The following is a 20,617-nucleotide window of genomic DNA, read 5'->3' on the forward strand; positions in this document are numbered from 1 at the left end:
AAAACATGTGGTCGTTGTGTTCTCTTGTTTCGGGGAACGGAAATCTTCATATTACTGACCGGTAAGTTCTGTTATCCCAACCATAAGTACCGATCGGTAACATCGTCAAGTCATGAGTTTGGAAATGTCGTCTCACAAAGCTGTGCCCCACCCCTGTGCCGCAGATAAAATCCGCAGTTCGGCGCGTGAACTGTTCTATAATCAGGGGATACGTGCGGTTGGGGTCGATGAGATCGTTCAGAAAGCTGGCGTCACCAAACCCTCCCTCTACAGGGCTTTTGAATCCAAGGATGGGCTGACGACTGCGTACCTGATTGATTACCAGCAGACGTTCTGGGGGCGGATCGACGCAATCTGTCACAACCACCCAGATAACCCCCGCGCACAGATTCTGGCCTATTTCGACGATCTGGCCCTGCGGGCAGCCCAACCCGGCTATCGTGGTTGTGCGCTGACCAATGCAATTGTCGAATATCCAGATCCAGACCATCCCGTACGCCGGGAGGCTGCACGTCTGAAACACGAAATACGCGAATGGATACAGCAGAAAGTATCTAACCTGAAAGCAAATGACCCCGATCTACTGACGGACGGATTGATCCTGTTAATAGAAGGCGTCTATACCGCCGGCCAAGTCTTTTACCCTCCCGGACCTGTGATAAAGGCCGGAAAACTGGCACGACTGCTTCTTCAATCATCAGGCATATCGGCGGATCAAGAATGATTTTTGAATATGCCTGTTCCACAAAGAGATGCAGGATAAGGCGATTATTATACAATGCTCTTTTCCCGACAGAGAGATCTTCTGGATTTATCAGGAATGCCGTTTTCATTCCATATTGCAGAATTTTCAATAAATACAGATCAGAAAATCACAATTTTCATGAGGATGTTTCATCCCATCACATCACCATAGAATGAATGGGCAATCCGATCATGAAGGTTTCTGCCAAATCCCCACTTCATGATTAGCTTCGATAACGCATTGCCTCGACAAACGCCGCGAAAGCCGGTGAATGCAAACGTCTGCTGGGATAATAAAGATAGGGCCCTTCACACTCCAAACTCCAATCAGATAGAACCTCCATTAATTTCCCTGCTTCGATATAGGGTTTTGCAAGATCATAAGGGACATATCCAAGGCCAATACCATCAATGGCCGCGCCCAGGACCAGCATTGAATTGCTGAATGTCGTTTGTCCCGAAACGCGAAGTGCAATCTCCCGCCCCTTTGGTTCACGGAATTCCCATCTAAGATTTCCACCAGCAGTTGTCATCCGCATATTAATGCAGTTGTGGTTGCCCAATTCACGAGGCATGACAGGTGCGGGACAGCGATCAAAATAATCCGGCGATCCGATAACACAAAAACGCCAATCTGGACCTATGCGTGTGGCACACATATCCTTTTCCACAGATTCACCAATACGAACACCAGCATCAAAACGTTCCGAAACGATATCGACGAAGGCATAATCCATACTCAGTTCGACATGGATATCTGGATATTTCCGCAAAAATTCTGCCAGTTTTGGTCGAAACACCAGTTCTATGGCTGCATCCGTACATGTAATACGAAGTGAGCCGGCAGGTTTTTCACGAAGAGATGTGATGAGGTCAAGTTCAGCGGAAACCTGCTCGAGCAGTGGCCCCACACGTCTGAGCAACCGTTCCCCGGCATCTGTTGTTGCCACATTCCTTGTGGTACGAGATAGCAGACGGAGTCCAAGCCGTTCCTCCAGCCCCCGCACCGTATGACTCAATGCAGAAGGCGTCACGCCAAGTTCCGCGGCAGCGCGCGTAAAGCTTCGTTCCCTGGCGACGGTCAGGAAGGCCGTCATTTCGTTGATATGATCGCGTGGCATTGCTGAACTTATTTCAATGATGCACGTACGCCAAACAGTCTAATCAGGCGTAACAAGATACTTTACCTGTTTTCAGGCTTGGCCAGTCAGCCACCCAAACAGACAGGAACATATCATGGAAATTTTCCGCGTAGGTCATACAGCATCTCTCAAGGGGCCCGCCGATTGGTTCACGGGGACGGTTCGTGTTGATATGCTTTTCAATCCGACAGCCCCCGATCGGGTGCAGGGCGCGAACGTAACATTCGAACCGGGTGCGCGCACAGCATGGCATACGCATCCGCTTGGCCAGACCATCATTGTGACATCAGGCGTTGGTCGTGTGCAACGATGGAATGGAACTATCGAAGAAATATATCCTGGCGATGTCGTATTCTTTGCACCAGGGGAGAAGCATTGGCATGGGGCGGCACCACAAACAGCCATGACGCATATAGCCATTCAGGAAGTGGAGAATGGGAAGGTCGTCGACTGGATGGAGCAGGTTTCCGATCAACAATATGGCGCCTGAATAAAGGCATTTATAGAAAGTATCCATTCAATGATCAAAGATAAGGTTGTGGTCATAACCGGTGCATCATCAGGCATCGGCGAAGCAACAGCACGCCTTCTGGCGCAGCAGGGGGCAAAGGTTGTTCTTGGTGCGCGCAGAGAGGGCCGCCTTCAGACGATTGTCAGTGCTATCGAAGCACAAGGGGGCACAGCCACCTATGCTGTAACGGATGTGACGAAAGCGGCAGATAATGAAGCGCTGATCAACACCGCCATAAAAAAATACGGCCATATTGATGTCATCTTTCTCAATGCCGGTTTCATGCCAACAGCACCTGTATCTGCCTTGAAAACAGATGAATGGAATGCTGCCGTTGATATTAACATCAAAGGAGTGTTGAACGGCGTCGCCGCCGTCATGCCACACTTCCTGAAGCAGAAATCAGGACAGGTGATTGCCGTTTCCTCAGTCGCTGGCCTCAAGGCCTATCCGGGCAGTGCGATCTATGGCGGCACCAAGTGGTTTGTTCGTGATTTCATGGAGGTCCTGCGCATGGAATCCGCACTGGAAGGCACCAATATCCGGACTTCCACGATTTATCCCGCAGCCGTAAAGACCGAGCTGCTTGGCGGTATCTCTGATCCACGATCTGCACTCGCCATGCAGAAACTTTACGATCAGCATGCCATCCCTGCCGAGCGGGTCGCCAATGTCGTCGCATTTGCCATCTCAGCCCCGGCAGATACAACAATTAACGAATTTACAGTCGGTCCCACGAATCAGGCATGGTAAAGTACCACTCCATAGAAAAAATCCTTCTGATACCATAAAATTTAAAATATGCTGCGTTGGCGTTGGCAGACCAACGCAGCACCGACATCAGGTCTTGAAGCGTATCTTGGCAATTTTCTTGATACGCTCTGGATCACGATGGTCGGTAAAAGCACTCTCCCCGGTATCCAACGTAGCAATTGACATCATATCTTCTGTATCAAGGTCAAAATCAAAGATCGAGAAATTTTCTCGAATACGCTCTGCATTGACTGACTTTGGGATGGACACCACCTGTCTGTGCAACAGCCATCGCAACACGACCTGCGCGACGGAACGATTATGCCTGGACGCGATCTCCGTTAATACAGGATTACTGAACAAATTGTTCCTGCCCTCGGCAAAAGGTCCCCAGGATTCGATCTGAACACCATTTTCGCGCAGGAATTCCTGTGTTGCTCTCTGCTGATGAAAAGGGTGCGTCTCGATCTGATTGATCGCGGGCCTGATCCGGTTAAAGGCAATCAGGTCCATGATCCGATCAGGATGAAAGTTGCTTACTCCAATCGCACGGGTCCTGCCAGATTCCTGAAGCTCCTCCATTGCACGCCAAGACCCATACACATCCCCATACGGCTGGTGGATCAGATAGAGATCGAGATAGTCGAGTTTCAAACGCGCAAGGGAACGGTGAAACGCTGCCTTGGCATTTTCATAGCCCGCATCCTGCACCCAAAGCTTTGTGGTAACAAAAATCTCGCTTCGTGGAATCCCACTCGCAGCGATTGCACGTCCTACTGCTTCTTCATTCTCATAAGCAGCAGCAGTATCAATCAGGCGATAACCTGTTTGCAAAGCTTCCAGTACAGCGGTTTCACACTCAACCGCATCCGCCATCTGATAAACACCGAACCCGAGCAGGGGCATTTCCACGCCGTTATTCAGTGTCACAATGGGACATTGCGTCATGTCATACGCCTCCTTATCCAAACAGGTCAAAGCCGATGATGTGGACGCCCACCATCATCAGGGCAGGGCATAAGGACACGCCTTGATCGTCACGATCCGTCACATGCCATGCAACCGGAGCCTGCACCTGCATTCCTTAACACTTGCAGTTTTGCGCCTATCCCCCAACAATCCGGCATAGGATCTGGTTACGACTGGCCTGATACCTGAATGCACAAAATGGTCCGTCCCAACTCCTACCGCCACTGAGACGCATGTGTTGCACATCGCATACACCACACATGTCAATCATTTGCTGGGTGCCCTTATTTATCAATACACCTCACTGACCACTAGCGCATCAAATCAGCATGTTGTTATGAGAAAAATTCATCAATCAGGAATAAGGGCGATACGCTCCCTTGTTCGGTAAATAAGAATACCTCCCACACAATATACATCAAGAAAATATCATAACTTAGCAGCCCATACTGCATTAATATTATTAAATACAAATTAATTACAAACAAATAAAAATTAATTATTTTGCAATAATTTGTAAATCCGTAGTTTTAAACAAAAATCAGAACTTAATAAATAAAAACTCTAGACCAATGCCGTGTCTAGAAAGAACATAAACGGATATGCTGCAAATGATGGCATAGCTCTGATCTTTTCGATCCGTATTGTGAACATGCCCCCCGGTAAATAGCCAGACGTCAGCCCCCCTCCCCTCTCTAAACGCACATTATCAGTGACCGTCCTCATTCCCACAACGACCCACCTGTCATCTGCCAAGCCCCCTGATCCCGCAGGACAGATGCATCGGCTCTCTGCCCTCCGCCTTGCTCATTTCAACAGTATGCAAAGAACCACCTACCGGTTGCCCGTCTTTTCAATTAAACACTACATCCCGCACATCAGGATGAGGATATTTCATAAATGCCGCGCGAGAACCTCAATGATCTGCAAGTTTTCCTGTCCGTCGCGCGGGAAAGGAGCTTTACCAGAGCAGCAGCCAAAATCGGCATCTCGCAATCAGCCCTCAGCCATACCATACGTCATCTTGAATCCAGGCTGGGCATCCGGCTCCTGACCCGCACAACCCGGGCTGTATCCCCGACCGAGGCTGGCGAACGGCTGTTAAACAGGGTGGGACCACTGCTTGATGAGGTCGATGCCCATATTGATGCACTTAGCGAGTTACGTGACAAGCCTGCTGGCACCATTCGCCTCAGTGCGTCGGACCATGCAATCAAGCACATCCTGTGGCCCAAATTACGGACCATCCTGCACCAATACCCGGACATCAAGGTGGAACTTGTACAGGACAATGGGCTTACGGATATCGTAACCGAACGCCTGGATGCAGGCGTCCGCATGGGCGATCAACTGGCCAAGGACATGATCTCTGCCCGGATCAGTCCCGATATCCGGTTTGCGGTCGTCGGCGCGCCATCCTACCTCAAGAATAATCCAGCACCGCTTCATCCCCGCGATCTGGTCAGCCACACCTGCATCAACAATCGCCTGCCGACATTGGGTGGCTTCTGGCCTTGGGAGTTTCAGGAGAAAGACGGACCAGAGATCAAGATACGGGTCGATGGTCAGCTTGCCTTCAACAATATTTTTAATATCATCGAGGCAGCGCTTGACGGCTTTGGCCTTGCCTACCTGCCGGAAGACCTTGCACTTCCCTATATCTCTCAGGGACGCCTTGTTCGTGTCCTCGAAAAATGGTCGCCTTACTGGGATGGCTATTACATTTATTATCCCAGCAGGCGCCAATCTTCACCGGCTTTTCTTACCCTGGTTGAAGCATTACGCTACCGTTGAAATATAAAAATGAGACAAGAGGAATATAATATATCAGTATTAATTACAAAGAAATATATATGATATTCCAGATAAATATATCATATATAATATAATTAAATACCATAAATATATACCCATGACACATCAACAGAAGCAGAACGTATCTCCCAGCCTGTCACCGCGTCGCATGATGGCAGATGGTTTACGGTTCGGGATCTGCCGGTATTATTGATACAGTCCCACCGTCATGATCGAAAATGACAGGGGACTGCGCCACGAGATCATATCCTGAACATATTAAGCACTCAGTTCATGACCATGACCTACGCCAGATCAAGGCCAATAATATCCCAGGGATAACTATATGCGTGGTGATCTCATCGGTCAGGCTGGTTCATGATTTTCGACCTGCCGCCGCCAAATGGGAAACGGGTCCGCCAAACCGGTATAAAGATCCGGATCAAAAAATCTCACCTCTGCGACAAGGCAGGCATCGAGATCACGACGCAAAGCGATCTCATCCATCTCTCCCGTCCCAATAAAGACAATTTCCTGCCGACGATCGCCGTAAACTGGATCCCAGTTCCCCAGAACAAAGTCACGCCATTGATCGCTGTCTGGCCATTGGTTTTTTGGAATTGAGGCCCACCATAATCCCATGGCCTCGCTGCGCACCAGCGCACCTGCCTGGCTCATCTCCCCCACCCATTCAGGACGTGTCGCCAGCCAGAAATGCCCTTTTGCACGGACAACCCCGGACCAACTTCTGTCCAGAAATGCCTGAAATTTCTCAGGCACGAAGGGACGACGCGCACGATAAACGAAATTACGGATGCCATATTCATCGGTTTCTGGCATATGATTGGAAAAACCATACAGTTCCTTGAACCACAATGGATGCTGATGCGCCTTGTCATAATCAAAACGCCCGGTATTCAGTATCCGGTTGATTGGAACCTGCCCCATATCGGTTTCGATGATATCGGCATCTGAATTCAGGGCACGAATGATCTTGCGGGCTGCATCCACCTGATCGGGCATGGCGGTAGAGACCTTGTTGATCACGACGACATCCGCAAATTCAATCTGCTGGACCAGAAGGTCAACCAAAGCGCGCTCATCATCCTCGCCCGCAGTTTCGCCGCGATCCCTGAGGAAATCACGCGAAGAGTAGTCACGTAGCAGGTTCACCGCATCCACCACCGTAACCATCGTATCAAGCCGCGCAATATCACTCAGGCTGATATTATTTTCATCACGGAATTCGAACGTAGCTGCCACTGGCAATGGTTCGGCGATCCCTGTCGATTCAATAAGGAGATAATCGAATTTATTCTCCCCTGCGAGACGTCGCACTTCTTGTAAAAGATCGTCACGCAAGGTGCAGCAGATACAGCCATTGGTCATCTCGACCAGCTTTTCATCTGTACGCGACAGATTACTGCCGCCCTCACGCACCAGATCAGCATCAATATTGACCTCGCTCATGTCATTTACGATAACCGCAACCTTATGTCCCTGGCGATTGTTCAGGACATGATTAAGCAGGGTCGTCTTGCCCGCGCCAAGAAAGCCGGACAGTACGGTAACGGGAAGCCTGTTATCCATCAGAGATCGTCCTTCAGTGCTGTGTCAGGTTCGGCACATCGCCGCACGCGAAAGTCGGGCCAAAAACCTTCTGTATGTTGCAAAAAACAAGACGGGCTAATGGCACCGGAACAGCATAATCGGCAGGAAGATCGACATGCCGATAAAAGCAGTTCCAATCCCCCACATGGCAGTTTTCCCCGAAGCCAGCCGTACTGACCCATGATATCCGGGCGAGCATCCGCGACGATGGATGCATCTCGACGGTTGTGTCCATTAGGCCCTCGTGATCGGCGTTGAAAAACATTATGTTATAATATAACAATATAGGCGACCATCACATAACGTCAAGCATCCGATTCATACCTTCGCTTCCCCGGACATAGCCTTTTATGGAAAGACACCCCATGGAGTTCCAAGCGGCCCTCGACATCCCGCCCCAGAAAACTCAACAATACGGCACCGCCATGCTGTTCATGGAAAGCTGGCCGGCTCCAGCACTCGGCGATACCGCCCCTCCTCCCTCGGCGTATCCTGCCCCTCATGTGATTGCCTGCGCCCATGCTGCGGTCCTGCTGGATCTGCATCGCGCAGAAATCGACATGGTCGTCTGGGGGCGCAGGGTTCCGAACACATGGCAGATGGCATTGGGGAAGCCCGCTTCGTCCGGGACGATCTTTGACATGTTGGCCAGTTCCACTGAGATTGCCAATGTCCTTGCATCAAAAGCCGCAAACCGGGAGCTGTCGCCGCTGGTCCTTGGCGATGCAATCGAATTATCGAGCCTGTTTTCGGCGATCACACATGACAGCCGACAACACCTCAGATTATTGGTGGGGGCCACGGATGGGCCCGAGTTTGCGCCTGCCCCCAACAGGCTCAGGCTTGTATGCTGCTATGGGTCCAGCAGCACAGAGTGGCGCAGTTCAGCGGGTATCACGTCCCTGCCACCATACGCCGTGGCGTTAATCAAAGGGACGCGTGACAGTGGGCATGGATGTCTGCATCGCTTCTGTCGTGCGGCCCCTGACGAGACGACATCTGGCATTCACCTCATCATTGATACCGTCATCTGATGACGCACACGGAGATGGAGATACCCCGCTTTTTCATTGCGCCCTCGCATGTCACAGGACATGCGACCATCACGGCTCAACATCAGTCCATATGAAGTCATAAGCGCACCATCATCATACATGCGTCACGACATAATCATCGCGCCATCATGGCCAAGGCATGCCTGCAGTGCCTCAACAACTCTGTTCTGGTTGTGGGAGTCGAGTGGCAGGATCGGCAAAGGCGGTCGGGCCGTCAAAAGCCCCATGGCATTGGTCGCGGCATAAGCCACACGCAGGCTTCCAAACTCCCTGAAGAGCAGCCACATCGGCTGCAGGGTTTGCTGGTAATGGTTCACTGCATGAACATCACCTGCATAGGCCGCAGTCACCAGTGCCTTGGCCAGTTTTGGCAGGAAACCACCCAGCACACTAAACCATGCATCACATCCGGCCAGCAGGGCTTCGGCCGCAATCCAGTCCCCGCTGTAGCCGATGTTGAGTTTTCCAACCGGGCTGCCCCGTAATGCCGTCAACTCCTGTGCCAATGCCCCCTCTGGCAGAGGGGGCATTTTTATGGCCGCGATATTAGGGACATCAGACAGCCGCTCCAGTAACTCACGCCCGAAACTGAAACGGGTCGTGCTGGGGTTATTATAAATGCACAGCGGCAAAGACGTGACACCGGCCACCGCAACATAATGCTGGTACACTTCGTCCTGTGTCAGGGGGGTATAGGAAACCGGGGCCATCAATAATCCATCCGCCCCTTCGGCTGCGGCATCACTTGCAAGGTTCTGCGCATCATCAGTACGCAGCGCACCAATCCCCACGATCAGGGGCGTTTTCCCCCCGACAGCCTTGACCGCAGCACGAACAGCGCGACGCCGCTCGACACGGCTTAGATAGGCATAAGTTCCGGTACTGCCCAACAGGCCAATGGAATCCACGCCATTGATCGACAGATGATCTGTCAGACGCATGACACCTTCCGCATCAACGGCACCATGTTCATTGGCTGGTGTAATGGGAAACGCCGACAGACCATGAAAAATAGACATGTTAAATATCATTCCCTGATGAAACATTGAGGCCCATCGATTTCAGATAACGCCTGATTCAGCACGTCACCTGGCAAAGACGCTGTTTGTTTACCACCACTACGACACAGGCAGAACCTTCGCCCTGAGCACGATATCCAATCGCTGCGACAGCCGCCACCCTGGCATGGGCACAGAGGCCGTCTGGAAAACTCCAGACTCCCCAGATATGTAAGCACTGGCGGCACAAGTGCCCATGTGCACATGCAGGCATCTGGCGCGGAACTATCCCCTTCCAGAGCAGGAAAAACTCCCGAATAGCACATTACGCCGACGATGATGGAATTACCTGTTGCATTCCATAATATCCTGCGGGTGGTCCGCCGCCCGCAGTCGTTGGTTTCGGCAAGGACATAGGTCGGCAGAAGTCGTGATTATACAATGATCTGTATTATCCACCACAGTCAGGAAAAATGTTTTGCACCAGCCACACACAAAACAACGATAAACGTTGAAGCCAGCATAGTCCACGCAATCGGTTCATGAAGCAAAAATGCGGCAAGCAGCAGCCCGAAAAAAGGTTGAAGCAACTGAAGCTGCCCGACACTAGCAATCCCCCCCATCGCCAGACCACGATACCAGAAGATAAAGCCGATCAGCATGCTGAAAATTGAAACATAACCAAGGCCAATCCATGAAGAGACATGGATATTCCCCCAACTGGTGGGCAGGTAGGCCAGGCCAATCAGCGCCATGAGCGGTAGAGACAACAGCAGGGACCATGAAATGACCTGCCATCCCCCCAGGCGGCGGGAGAGTGTTGCCCCTTCCGCGTATCCAAGACCACAGACAAGAATGGCCGCCACCATCAGGAGATCACCTGTAAAATTCCCGGCCTGACTGCCATAAAATGCAAACCCGGCGACAGCAGTCGCACCAATAATGGAGAATAACCAGAAAGCAGGCTTTGGTCGCTCGCCACCACGCAAAACCCCGAAAATTGCTGTTGCCAGTGGTAACAAGCCGATAAACACAATTGAATAGGCAGCGGTAATATGCTGCAGCGCCAGTGCCGTCAGCAGTGGAAAACCAACCACCCCACCGACCGCCACGAGAATGAGCGGAACACTATCGCATCGTTGCGGCCGAGGCTGACGGAATGCGCCCAGGAAAATCCCCCCCCCAGCAGGGCAGCAATCACGGCCCGTGCATAGGTCAGGAAAATCGGGGAAAAATCAGCAACCGCAACCCGCGTTGCAGGAAGAGAACCGCTGAAGATGATGACAGCGAGCAAACCGCTGCCCCATCCTTCTGTTGTCCGTTTCATCGACGGGAATCCTTGGTATCATGATGTCTGCGTATATTCGAAATTATGAAGATAAAATTCCCCGGACCAGCCACAATCTGATACAGTTATGAAAAACTGTATTGGTAATAATACCCATACACTTTCCGGGGCTGGCATTGGGACATCCACAGATACGCACATCCACCATCATGGAGGCGATCAGACAGCGCATAGCAACCCGCGCCCTTGTTCCTGGTGATCGCCTGCCATCCATCCGACAGTTGGCCAGAACCATGCAGGCCTCCCCTTCCACCATCGTGCAGGCTTATGATCGGCTTGCTGCCGAGGGAGTTATTGCACCACGTCAGGGATCGGGTTTTTATGTGACAGGGCGCGCACTTCCTCCTCTGGCGCTGGCAGATGCCACGACACCGGCGGCAAGGGCCATCGACCCGTTCTGGGTATCGCGCCAGTCCCTTGATTCCGACCCTACAGTTCTAAAGCCGGGATGCGGCTGGCTTCCGACGGAATGGATGCCCAATGCAGCCCTGCGCAAGGCATTTCGGGCCGTGGCACGTAGAGAAAACGTCATTCTGTCAGAATATGGCAGTACCAGGGGCGCAATACGCCTGCGCCGCTTCCTGACAGCCCAGTTTGCTGAAGAAGGGCTGGAGATCAGCCCCGATCAGGTTCTGCTGACAGGTTCGGGTACGCAGGCTGTTGACCTGATCTGCCGCCTACTGCTGCGTCGCGGTGATACGGTACTGGTGGATGATCCATGTTACTTCAATTTCCAAGCCTTGCTCCGGGCACATGAAATCCGGATTATAGGGGTTCCATATACCGCGACTGGCCCGGACATCGAAGCTTTCGAACGGATTGTCCTGCATGAAAAACCGCATCTTTATCTTACCAACTCGGTGCTGCACAATCCTACGGGGGCGATGGTTTCACCCCAGACTGCCTTTCGCCTTTTAAATACTGCTTCTGCTGCGGGTCTCCTGATTGTTGAAGATGATATCTTCGCAGATTTCGAAACGATACCCTCCCCCCGACTGGCTGTGATGGATGGGCTGGATCATGTGATCCGGGTTGGAAGTTTTTCAAAAACGCTTTCTGCCTCCGTCAGGTGTGGCTATATCTCTGCGCGCAAGGATCTGATTGACGGCCTGATTGATCTGCAAGTAGCAACCAGTTTTGGCGGCCCCAGTCCCGTGATTACCGAAGTAATCTCCGATGTGCTGGAAGGGGGGAGCTATCGCAAACACATGCTTGAAATTCAACGACATCTGGAGAAATCCCGCAAAACAGTAATACATAAATTGGAAATGCTGGGGATATGTCCCTGGGTCGTACCAAAGGGCGGTTTTTATTTATGGGGTCGACTGCCCGATGGGCAGGATTCCACACAGATCGCCCTACGTAGCTTGGATGACAAAATCATTCATGCCCCAGGGAACGTCTTTAGTGTCAGTCAGTCAGCTTCTTCATTCATGCGTTTCAATGTCACGCAATGCATGGATGAAAAGATCTTTCATTCTCTTGAAAACATACTGACAGGCCGTCGATAATTTTTATCCCACAAATTCCATACAAGGAAAAACAGAAGGGGCTGGCATAGGTACGCCAATAAAGGCTTGGTATGTCACATGAAAGCACGTCATCGTGGGCGGCTGCCTGTCAGCATCCAAAAATACCTTCTGGAGCACTTTGTTGCGGACCCGCCGGTCTGGGGGGCCGGCGAGCTTGTCGGTGTCAATCGTAATACCGCAACCCTATATTATCGTAAATTGCGAGAGATCATCACGAAACAGATTGCTCATGGGGCGCCGGTATCTCCGGGCTGTATATATTATTGGCGGCAGGACAGACAAAGACCATCGCATGGCAGCTTGCCGATCATCCCGAATTCGGTCACGTACAATCTGTACCCCGTGATAATCCCGGCACGATTCGTCTGCTGCTTTTCGCCAGGCACTTCCCGGCCAGAACCGGGGCAAGGCAGGCACGGCCAGGGATTCATCATTGCAGCCTGAAGGGATATATCCGATCATGAGCCAGCTTCCTTCCACCATCCGTGTTGGCCTGATTGGCTACGGATTTGCGGGCAAGACATTTCACAAACCTCTGCTGATGGCGGAACCGCGCATGCGGATCACCCGTGTCGCATCCAGTGATAGTGCAAAGGTGCATGCCGACCTGCCGGACGTTACGGTTGATGCTGATCCCGCGGCCCTTATCGCATGCAAGGATGTTGACCTTGTCATCATCGCAACCCCGAACGCGCACCATGCCCCCTTGGCACGACAGGCACTGCTTGCGGGCAAGAACGTCGTCGTGGACAAACCCTTCACACTGACGCTGGCACAGGCGCGTGATCTGGTGGCGCTGGCGGCACAGCAGGACAAGTTGCTGTCGGTCTTCCACAACCGGCGCTGGGATAGTGATTTCCTGAGTGTGAAAAACGCGCTCACAACCGGTCTGATCGGTCGGATTACGCATTTTGAATCCCACATTGACCGTTTTCGCCCCATGGTCCGCAAACGCTGGCGTGAAGGCGATCAGCCGGGCGCCGGCCTGTGGTTCGACCTTGGCCCACATCTGGTGGATCAGGCGCTATGCCTGTTTGGCCTGCCCATTGCCGTGCATGGCGACCTTATGAGGCAACGCAATGGCGCCGTGTCGGACGACTGGGCGCATGTCGTGTTGGAATATGATCACCATCGTGTCATCCTGCATTGCAGCATGCTGGTTGCCGGCGGCGTGCCGCGTTTTGTCATGCATGGTGAAAAAGGCAGTATTCTCAAACGCAAGCCCGATGGCCAGGAAGCCCAGCTTCTTGCGGGCATGGCACCAGGTCATGATGGCTGGGGATATGATCCAGACCCGCTCCTGATGTATGATGAACATGGATCAGAGCAGGAAATTCCTGCACTTATGGGGGATCAGCGACGCTATTATGCCCATATTGCGGATGCGCTGACAGGTGTCGGGGCGAATCCCGTGCCCCCGTTCCAGGCACTGGCCGTAATGGCCGTTATCGAAGCCGCAAACCAATCCGCCCGGGCGAAAGCCTCTGTCGGGCTGGATCTGACAAGTGAGGAAATCGCCGCATGGCCATAGCAGATGACCTGCGCATGATCGCGCAGCAGGAACACGAACTTCTTTTTCCAACATTCGATGAAGCCAATGCGTGGCAGCTTGGCCAGTTCCTTCGGGAATGGGGACAGACGAACGGGGCACCGATCGCCATAGATATCCGTACCTTCAATCGCCCCCTGTTCTTTGCCGCCCTGCCGGGATCGGCACCGGACAATACCGACTGGATCCGCCGCAAAAGCAATATGGTCGATCGCTATCGGCGAAGCAGCTATGCAATCGGGCTGGACCTGAAGGCGAAGGGAACAACCCTCACGGAACGCTATGGCCTGTCACTTCAGGATTATGCTCCGTATGGTGGGGCGTTCCCGATCATACTGGACAAAACCGGCATTATCGGTTCCGTGACTGTATCAGGGCTGGATCAGCGCGAAGACCATAATCTGGTTGTCACGGCACTCTGCGTGGCACTCGGGCTGGACCCAAAGCAGCATACCCTTGAAAGCAACATCCCCTGAACCTCCTCCTGCCGCACCACGGGTCCTGCCCGCCCATTTACCTACACCCGGCATGATGCAGGATCGCAGTGGACTGATGCCCCCGGAAGCGCGGACGATCGGGCCGGTCTATAATCTGCGGCCTGCCTGATCGCCCACATGCGACCTCAAACCGTCTGAGCATGGTCAGGCAGCCGCTCTTTGCCCATTGGGCCTCCATCATACACATGCCCCAACCTTTTCCATCAAGGGGCCATCGTCGCCATCTGTTCTTTTGTCATGATGCACCGACTTTACACGCGATATCATGGGCACCACCACGCCAGAAACCGTTTCATCATCGCCAGGGATCAAGCCGTGCGCACAGATACAGGCGATTCATGCGACGCAGTTCATCGGGGGCACCGGGTGTCGTCGGGGCCTCCTTGAGGGTCATGCCCAGCATAACTTTCATGTTGTTCAGCACCACTGCCGCAATATCTTTTGCCACCACTTCGTCCAATGCTGGCGCACAGACCCGCAATGCTGCTGAAATCCCCTGTATTGCCTGCGCGCGCGAAACATTGCGGATTTCCACGCTGTCAGTGCGTGCCTGCATCAATGCGGGAAGCGATTTGACACGGGGATAACGTGTCACCATCAGGTCGATCAGGATATCGGCAAGTTCTTCGGGCAAAAGCGTCGATGCCCGCCCCGCCAAGGCTTCATATTCATCATGCAGAACGGCCATCTGCTGCTGTAACAGCGTTTCGGCTATCGCTTCTTTGTTGGGAAAGAAGCGATAGAGCGAGCCGACCTTCGCCCCCGCCCGTGCGGCAATTTCTGCCATGGTGGTGGCGTCATAGCCCCGTTCTGCCATGAGATCGGACGCAGCTTGCAGCAATTCCGCCACGCGTTGACGTCCGGCCGCCCGACTTGGCTGGAGGGGCTGGCGTTTCTCACTTGACGTATTTGAGTCCATCCTCAAATAATGTCCATACTTGAGTTAATCCTCAACTTTTATCCACCCTGCGACTGTCGGACAATAAGTCCGCGTAAAGCGCGCACAGACGGGAAACAACTGGTCATGATTTCTCTCCCGGCATCCCGGACGGCCCTGATCCTGATCGACCTGCAAAAAGGCATCGTCAGGCGTCCCGTGGTCCCTTTTACAGGCGAAGTGGTCGTCGAACGATCCCAAAAACTTGCCGCCCGTTTCCGCGCGGCAGGATCACTCGTAATCCTGGTCAACGTCGCCTTCGCACCGGATTTCGCAGATGCCGTGCGCACAGAGGTGGATCGTCCCCTCTCACCTCCGGCAGGTGGATTCGCCCCGGACTGGACCGAACTTGTCGAAGGGCTGGCAGAACCCACGGACCTTCTGGTGACGAAGCGGCAATGGGGGGCGTTTTATGGCACGGGTCTTGATCTGCAGCTCAGGCGGCGTGGGATCGAAACCGTTGTAATTGGGGGGATCGCGACGAATATGGGCGTTGAATCGACAGCCCGTGCCGCCCATGAACATGGATATGGCGTTGTCATTGCCGAAGACCTGACAGCAACCTTTTCCGAAGCCATGCAGCGTTTCGCCTGTGATAACATCTTCCCAATGCTCGGGCGGGTGACAACAAGTGATCTCATAACCCTTGCCGCATGAAGACGGGCTCATCCGGCATGCCTGTATCGAACCATGACGCCGATATGGACACCGCCCCCGCGCAGCAGCAGGAGACAGGCCAGCTTCCAGCCGGCATCTGGAAAATTGTCAGCGTTGCTGCAATCGGCTCGTTCATGTCACAGCTTGATGCGACGATCGTGAATGTCTCGCTGCCGGATCTTGCGGGGACGCTGCATGCGCCGTTTTCTGTCATCCAATGGGTGGTCAGCGGATATCTGCTGGCCCTTGCACTGACGCTCCCGCTGAATGGATGGCTTGTCACCCGGATCGGCAGCCGTGCAGTGTATCTGCTCTGTTTCGCAGCCTTTACGATCACTTCCGGCCTATGCGCCGTGGCGTGGTCCGCCCCCTCCCTTATCGTCTTCCGCCTGCTACAGGGCATGGCAGGCGGCCTGCTGGCCCCCATGGCACAAATGACCGTTGCACGGGTGGCGGGCAGACATATGCCAAGAGTCGCCAGCGCTGTTACCATGCCGATCCTGCTGGCGCCCCTTCTTGGTCCGGTCGTGGCGGGAGTGATCCTGTCGGTGGCATCCTGGCGATGGATATTTCTTCTCAATCTGCCATTCGGTCTGCTTGCGCTGCTCCTCGCGATCCTGTTTCTACCTGATGATCAGGATACGATACGCCCCCGCCCGCTGGATGTTATCGGGCTGGCGCTTCTGGCCCCTGCCCTGACGGCGTTCCTTTACGGCATGGATCATGCAAGACTGCGCATCGGGCAGACCGCGCTGTGTGGGGCATTGCTGCTTTTCATCGCCTATTTCTGCTTTGCACGACGGAAAGGTGATCTGGCGCTGATTGACCTGCGCCTGTTCAACAACGCGACCTTTTCAACGTCGGCTGCGATATTGTTCATGATGAATGGTGTTTCGTTCGCGGGACAGATGCTCCTGCCGGTATGGCTTATCCATGCCTGCGGGGTCTCGCCCGAACGTACGGGACTGTTTATATTGCCGCTGGGCCTGGGGATGTTCTGCACCTATCCCCTGATGGGACGCCTGACGGATTGTTTCAGCATTCGCCGCCTCACCTCTTGTGGTGCCCTATGCGCCATTGCGGGCACAGCCCTGCTGGCCGTCCTTGCCCATACCGGCCTCGGCATCGGTGGTCTGGTGATCGCCCTTTTCCTGCGCGGTGCCGGAATGGGCGCCGTTGGAATCCCCACCATGAGCGCGGGTTATGCCGCCGTCAGGCGCACCGACATTCCCATGGCAACAACCGCCCTGAACATCATGCAGCGGATCGGGGGGCCAACCCTGACAACATTATGTGCAACATTCCTTGACTGGAGAATATCTACCACCGGGGTGTCAGAGATATTTTCAGAAACATTTAGTTTACTCTGCATATTTCATATTGTGCTGTTTCTAGGAACTTTGAGATTACCCCGACACCGCGCAGGCGCAGCCCGTTCATAACACAGCGCAAGAATTTGGCCCTGTTCATTCATCAACCCCATATATCGGGGACGTGTATCACGCCCCCGACCGCGCACACAGCAGAACATATTGCCCCCTGCGAGGCGTCAGAGACGATCATGGTTCAGTCAGGCCGTCCGACACAATGTCGGTCATCAGGTCAGGAGCTTCATGGCATAGATCCCACACGCAAGGGGAGTTACATCCGATTGATATGCACTTATGCACGGACCACTCTTCCCTCCACAGGATGACCGGGATCACTGAAACCGGGGGTAGATGCATGACCTGGGGCCACCAGAGTATCAATGAATTCCTCGTCTTCCTTTGTCAGACTGACCTTCCGTCCCTGCAGATATCCTGCCCATTGCTCCTCCGTACGTGGCCCCGCGATTGTTGATGTGACAAGTCGATTACCCAGCACCCATGCAACGGCAAAATCTGCGATCGAAATTCCTCTTTTTTGAATATAGGAACGAATTTTCTCCGCCACTTCGAGGGATTGTGGCCGCCACTCAGTTTCCAGCAAACGTTTATCCGCCCGCCCTGCCCGGCTATCTCCCTGCGGAACGCTATCAGTGCGGTATTTTCCCGTTAAAACACCTCTGGCCAGAGGACTGTAGGAAATAACACCCAGGCCATAATGAGCCGCCGCAGGCAATTCCTCGACCTCAGCCTGTCGTGTCACGATGTTATAAAGCGGTTGGCTGGCAATCGGACGCTCAACCCCCAGCATATCCGCAATGCGACAGACTTCCGCGATACGCCAGCCGCGAAAATTCGAAATTCCGAAATAACGGATCTTACCCTGACGAATCAGGTCGCCAACCGCACGCACCGGTTCATCCAGCCTCACGCCAAAGATCGCACGGTGGAAATATAGAATGTCGATATAATCTGTTCCAAGGCGCCGAAGACTATGGTCAACTTGCTCGATAATCCATTTACGCGACAATCCTCCTTGATTAGGGCCACTCCCCGCCCTGTTCGCCAGTTTTGTCGCAAGGACCCAATAATCTCTCTGCGCCTTTATCGCCTTACCGACGACAACCTCTGACTGACCAGCATTATAGACATCGGCCGTATCAATAGAGTTGATGCCATGATCGCGCGCACTTTCGATAATACGTCGTGACACGGCTTCATCCGTGACACCGCCGAACATCATTGTCCCCAATGTCAGCGGTGAAATTTTCAATCCGCTGTGCCCCAGATAACGATAGTCATCCATGAATATTCTCCTTTAGATTTCAGGCAGTCGGCATTTTTTCGCTTCGCCCATACCGTAATCCCGTGAGTTTTATATATCAGTTGCCAGAAACATACTTATGGTGCATATAAAACTAAATATTTTCAGAAAATAATTTTAAAATACATTTATAATATATAAATAAAATCTCCGTTCGTGATATTATGAAAAATGTTCTAAAAATTTTATAATTGTTTGAGTTATCGGCGATTATTTTTTAAATATTAAATCTGAAATTTATCATTTTAATATTCTACACAGAAGCCTTGGATGGAACAGTTTTTTCAGGGCGTTCCAATAACAGGGCATCGGCCAGGGAACGATGATCCAGAATATCCGCAACAGCGGTGCGGACCTCGGCAAAAATTTTGCGCAAGGCACAAATTTCCTCGTTACTGCAATCCTCGCATTGTTCATAGAAATTGCGGCTGACACATGGCAGCATCGAAATTGGACCATCCGTAACGCGAATGATATCCGCAAACATAATCCGATCAGCCGGACGCGCCAGCCTGTAACCGCCACCACTGCCACGCTGGCTGGTCACAAGTCCGGCGCGACGCAGGTCACTCATGATGGTTTCCAGGAATTTCCTTGGGATATTCTCCTGATCCGAAATATTTCCTACTTGCTGTGACGGTCGATCAGCCCTCGCAAGATTCAAGAGCGCCTTAAGCGCATAACGTGCACGCTGCGAGAGCATTTTCGATGCCTTTCCCTAAAGATTATCCACAATCCTGATCTGGTTGGTATTATATGGTCATACATGCGGACTGAGAAGCGGCATCACGGAACAGAATGTGTCCCTCTTTACATTCAGTGGTGCGCATAAAACGGTTCCCCAAGGATCTGACGCGACTGAAACCCGCCGGGACCGTGCGCGACATCAGGATCAACAGTGGTGCGGTGAACGATACGTTCATTTGAAAAATAGGGATCATCGACAGGTCCCCAATGCGCCGTTGCACGATTATCCCATACGGCAAGCGAATGCGGCGTCCAATGGAATCGCGCCTGCAAATCAATCCGGCCGGCAAGTTCCTCAATCAGAAAGGACAACAGCGTATCACTTTCCCCCTGGCGCAATGCCGGGATATAACGAATGAACCCCGGACTGAGGAAAAGCGACCTGCGTCCCGTTTCGGGATGGATACGCACAAGAGGATGTTCAGCAAGGAAAGCACCATTGTACCGTCCATCCCGACGTGGTGGCAACGGAAAGCCAATCCGGGCATCATCCCGACCATGCACCGCGCTCAGACCATCAAGGAAACCACGAAGCGTATCGGACAGACTATTATATAAAGCCTCCAGGTCAACCCAGGCCGTATCCCCCCCAAATTCAGGAATTTCGATCCCACGAAGGAAAGAAATAGATGTCGGGTTGGCAACGAATGTGATGTCGGTATGCCAGCCACGGCTACGGAAATGCCGACCATTTGCACGAAGCTGCTGTTGCTCCACATCACTCAGGATGTTCTCGCGCAAAGCCTTGAGAGATTTTATGTTCTCCATGACCTCTGGCTGCCCGACAAGGCCATTCTTGATAGGATGCGCGGGCGTCACCTGACCGAAATAACGCGAAAAACGGACCTGCTCAGCATCGGTGATTGGCTGGTTGCGAAAAAACAGGACCTTGTGCTGCAGCAACGCCTGCCGCAATCCTGCGATGGTGGCAGTATCAAGCGGATTTTTCAGGTCTATTCCCAGAACCTCTGCACCGATAACAGGACCGGTCGGAATAACGGTAAACTCCTTCCCGCCACCCACAGCAGATGATTTTGAAGCTTCACGGACTTCGGTAAGAATGGTTTGAGACATGATGTAGA

The 20,617-nt window shown here is 52.8% G+C and carries 20 protein-coding genes; 10 read left to right on the forward strand and 10 right to left on the reverse strand.

The window, feature by feature from the left end:
* The first annotated feature begins 112 nt into the window (after positions 1-112).
* A complete protein-coding gene (locus tag B7G66_RS03550; protein WP_040510655.1) occupies positions 113-724 on the forward strand; it encodes a TetR/AcrR family transcriptional regulator in 612 nt (203 codons plus the stop codon).
* Positions 725-968: 244 nt separating this feature from the next.
* Here the strand turns inward: B7G66_RS03550 and B7G66_RS03555 are convergent, their stop codons facing one another.
* On the reverse strand, positions 969-1,865 hold the full coding sequence (locus tag B7G66_RS03555) for a LysR family transcriptional regulator (protein ID WP_003619176.1): 897 nt from the start codon (positions 1,863-1,865) through the stop codon (positions 969-971).
* Between the two features lie 115 nt (positions 1,866-1,980).
* On the opposite strand from B7G66_RS03555, the gene B7G66_RS03560 reads away from it, so the two are divergent.
* A complete protein-coding gene (locus tag B7G66_RS03560; protein WP_003619174.1) occupies positions 1,981-2,376 on the forward strand; it encodes a (R)-mandelonitrile lyase in 396 nt (131 codons plus the stop codon).
* Positions 2,377-2,406: 30 nt separating this feature from the next.
* Positions 2,407-3,150, forward strand: coding sequence for an SDR family oxidoreductase (locus B7G66_RS03565; protein ID WP_003619172.1), 744 nt, complete (start codon positions 2,407-2,409; stop codon positions 3,148-3,150).
* Between the two features lie 87 nt (positions 3,151-3,237).
* On the opposite strand, the gene B7G66_RS03570 is transcribed toward B7G66_RS03565, so the two are convergent.
* On the reverse strand, positions 3,238-4,098 hold the full coding sequence (locus B7G66_RS03570; protein ID WP_003619170.1) for an aldo/keto reductase: 861 nt from the start codon (positions 4,096-4,098) through the stop codon (positions 3,238-3,240).
* Between the two features lie 921 nt (positions 4,099-5,019).
* On the opposite strand from B7G66_RS03570, the gene B7G66_RS03575 reads away from it, so the two are divergent.
* The gene (locus B7G66_RS03575) at positions 5,020-5,913 is read left to right on the forward strand and encodes a LysR family transcriptional regulator (protein WP_003619165.1); all 894 of its coding nucleotides are present in this window, start codon (positions 5,020-5,022) and stop codon (positions 5,911-5,913) included.
* A gap of 366 nt (positions 5,914-6,279) precedes the next feature.
* Here the strand turns inward: B7G66_RS03575 and zigA are convergent, their stop codons facing one another.
* Complete coding sequence (gene zigA, locus B7G66_RS03580; protein ID WP_003619163.1) at positions 6,280-7,503, reverse strand: zinc metallochaperone GTPase ZigA; 1,224 nt, start codon at positions 7,501-7,503, stop codon at positions 6,280-6,282.
* A 386-nt stretch (positions 7,504-7,889) separates the two neighbouring features.
* Here zigA and B7G66_RS03590 point away from each other — a divergent pair, with 386 nt between their 5' ends.
* Entirely contained in the window at positions 7,890-8,558 is a 669-nt protein-coding gene (locus B7G66_RS03590; RefSeq protein WP_159107947.1) for a DUF1826 domain-containing protein, read from the forward strand.
* 125 nt (positions 8,559-8,683) lie between these two features.
* On the opposite strand, the gene B7G66_RS03595 is transcribed toward B7G66_RS03590, so the two are convergent.
* The 3 genes from B7G66_RS03595 to B7G66_RS19030 form a co-directional block, all read right to left on the reverse strand.
* A complete protein-coding gene (locus B7G66_RS03595) occupies positions 8,684-9,598 on the reverse strand; it encodes a dihydrodipicolinate synthase family protein (RefSeq protein WP_003619158.1) in 915 nt (304 codons plus the stop codon).
* A gap of 443 nt (positions 9,599-10,041) precedes the next feature.
* The gene (locus tag B7G66_RS03600; protein ID WP_307723142.1) at positions 10,042-10,689 is read right to left on the reverse strand and encodes a DMT family transporter; all 648 of its coding nucleotides are present in this window, start codon (positions 10,687-10,689) and stop codon (positions 10,042-10,044) included.
* A complete protein-coding gene (locus B7G66_RS19030) occupies positions 10,653-10,904 on the reverse strand; it encodes a hypothetical protein (protein ID WP_003619155.1) in 252 nt (83 codons plus the stop codon). The genes B7G66_RS03600 and B7G66_RS19030 overlap by 37 nt, the downstream gene beginning before the upstream one ends.
* 170 nt (positions 10,905-11,074) lie before the next feature.
* Between B7G66_RS19030 and B7G66_RS03605 the strand changes: the two genes are divergently transcribed.
* The 3 genes from B7G66_RS03605 to B7G66_RS03615 all read left to right on the forward strand — a co-directional run bounded on the left by B7G66_RS03605 (position 11,075) and on the right by B7G66_RS03615 (position 14,482).
* Positions 11,075-12,436: an aminotransferase-like domain-containing protein gene (locus tag B7G66_RS03605; RefSeq protein WP_040511794.1), complete on the forward strand. Its 1,362-nt coding sequence runs from the start codon at positions 11,075-11,077 to the stop codon at positions 12,434-12,436.
* A 481-nt stretch (positions 12,437-12,917) separates the two neighbouring features.
* Positions 12,918-13,988 carry an oxidoreductase gene (locus B7G66_RS03610; protein ID WP_003619150.1) on the forward strand — a complete coding sequence of 357 codons (1,071 nt, stop codon included), beginning with the start codon at positions 12,918-12,920 and terminating at the stop codon, positions 13,986-13,988.
* Positions 13,979-14,482 (forward strand): heme-degrading domain-containing protein, encoded by a 504-nt coding sequence (locus B7G66_RS03615; RefSeq protein WP_003619148.1) that lies wholly within the window; start codon positions 13,979-13,981, stop codon positions 14,480-14,482. Before B7G66_RS03610 ends, B7G66_RS03615 begins: the two co-directional genes overlap by 10 nt.
* A 316-nt stretch (positions 14,483-14,798) precedes the next feature.
* On the opposite strand, the gene B7G66_RS03620 is transcribed toward B7G66_RS03615, so the two are convergent.
* Positions 14,799-15,422 carry a TetR/AcrR family transcriptional regulator gene (locus B7G66_RS03620; RefSeq protein WP_040510652.1) on the reverse strand — a complete coding sequence of 208 codons (624 nt, stop codon included), beginning with the start codon at positions 15,420-15,422 and terminating at the stop codon, positions 14,799-14,801.
* A gap of 105 nt (positions 15,423-15,527) precedes the next feature.
* Here B7G66_RS03620 and B7G66_RS03625 point away from each other — a divergent pair, with 105 nt between their 5' ends.
* Positions 15,528-16,097: a hydrolase gene (locus tag B7G66_RS03625; protein ID WP_003619144.1), complete on the forward strand. Its 570-nt coding sequence runs from the start codon at positions 15,528-15,530 to the stop codon at positions 16,095-16,097.
* A 44-nt stretch (positions 16,098-16,141) separates the two neighbouring features.
* The gene (locus B7G66_RS03630; RefSeq protein WP_040511793.1) at positions 16,142-17,539 is read left to right on the forward strand and encodes a DHA2 family efflux MFS transporter permease subunit; all 1,398 of its coding nucleotides are present in this window, start codon (positions 16,142-16,144) and stop codon (positions 17,537-17,539) included.
* A 220-nt stretch (positions 17,540-17,759) separates the two neighbouring features.
* On the opposite strand, the gene B7G66_RS03635 is transcribed toward B7G66_RS03630, so the two are convergent.
* The 3 genes from B7G66_RS03635 to B7G66_RS03645 form a co-directional block, all read right to left on the reverse strand.
* Positions 17,760-18,770, reverse strand: a complete 1,011-nt coding sequence (locus B7G66_RS03635; RefSeq protein WP_003619140.1) for an aldo/keto reductase — start codon at positions 18,768-18,770, stop codon at positions 17,760-17,762.
* Positions 18,771-19,041: 271 nt separating this feature from the next.
* Positions 19,042-19,491 carry an RrF2 family transcriptional regulator gene (locus B7G66_RS03640; protein ID WP_040510650.1) on the reverse strand — a complete coding sequence of 150 codons (450 nt, stop codon included), beginning with the start codon at positions 19,489-19,491 and terminating at the stop codon, positions 19,042-19,044.
* Between the two features lie 113 nt (positions 19,492-19,604).
* On the reverse strand, positions 19,605-20,609 hold the full coding sequence (locus B7G66_RS03645) for a TauD/TfdA dioxygenase family protein (RefSeq protein WP_080545421.1): 1,005 nt from the start codon (positions 20,607-20,609) through the stop codon (positions 19,605-19,607).
* Between the last annotated feature and the right edge of the window lie 8 nt (positions 20,610-20,617).

The sequence above is a fragment of the Novacetimonas hansenii JCM 7643 genome, assembly GCF_000964405.1.
Classification (GTDB): Bacteria; Pseudomonadota; Alphaproteobacteria; order Acetobacterales; family Acetobacteraceae; genus Novacetimonas; species Novacetimonas hansenii.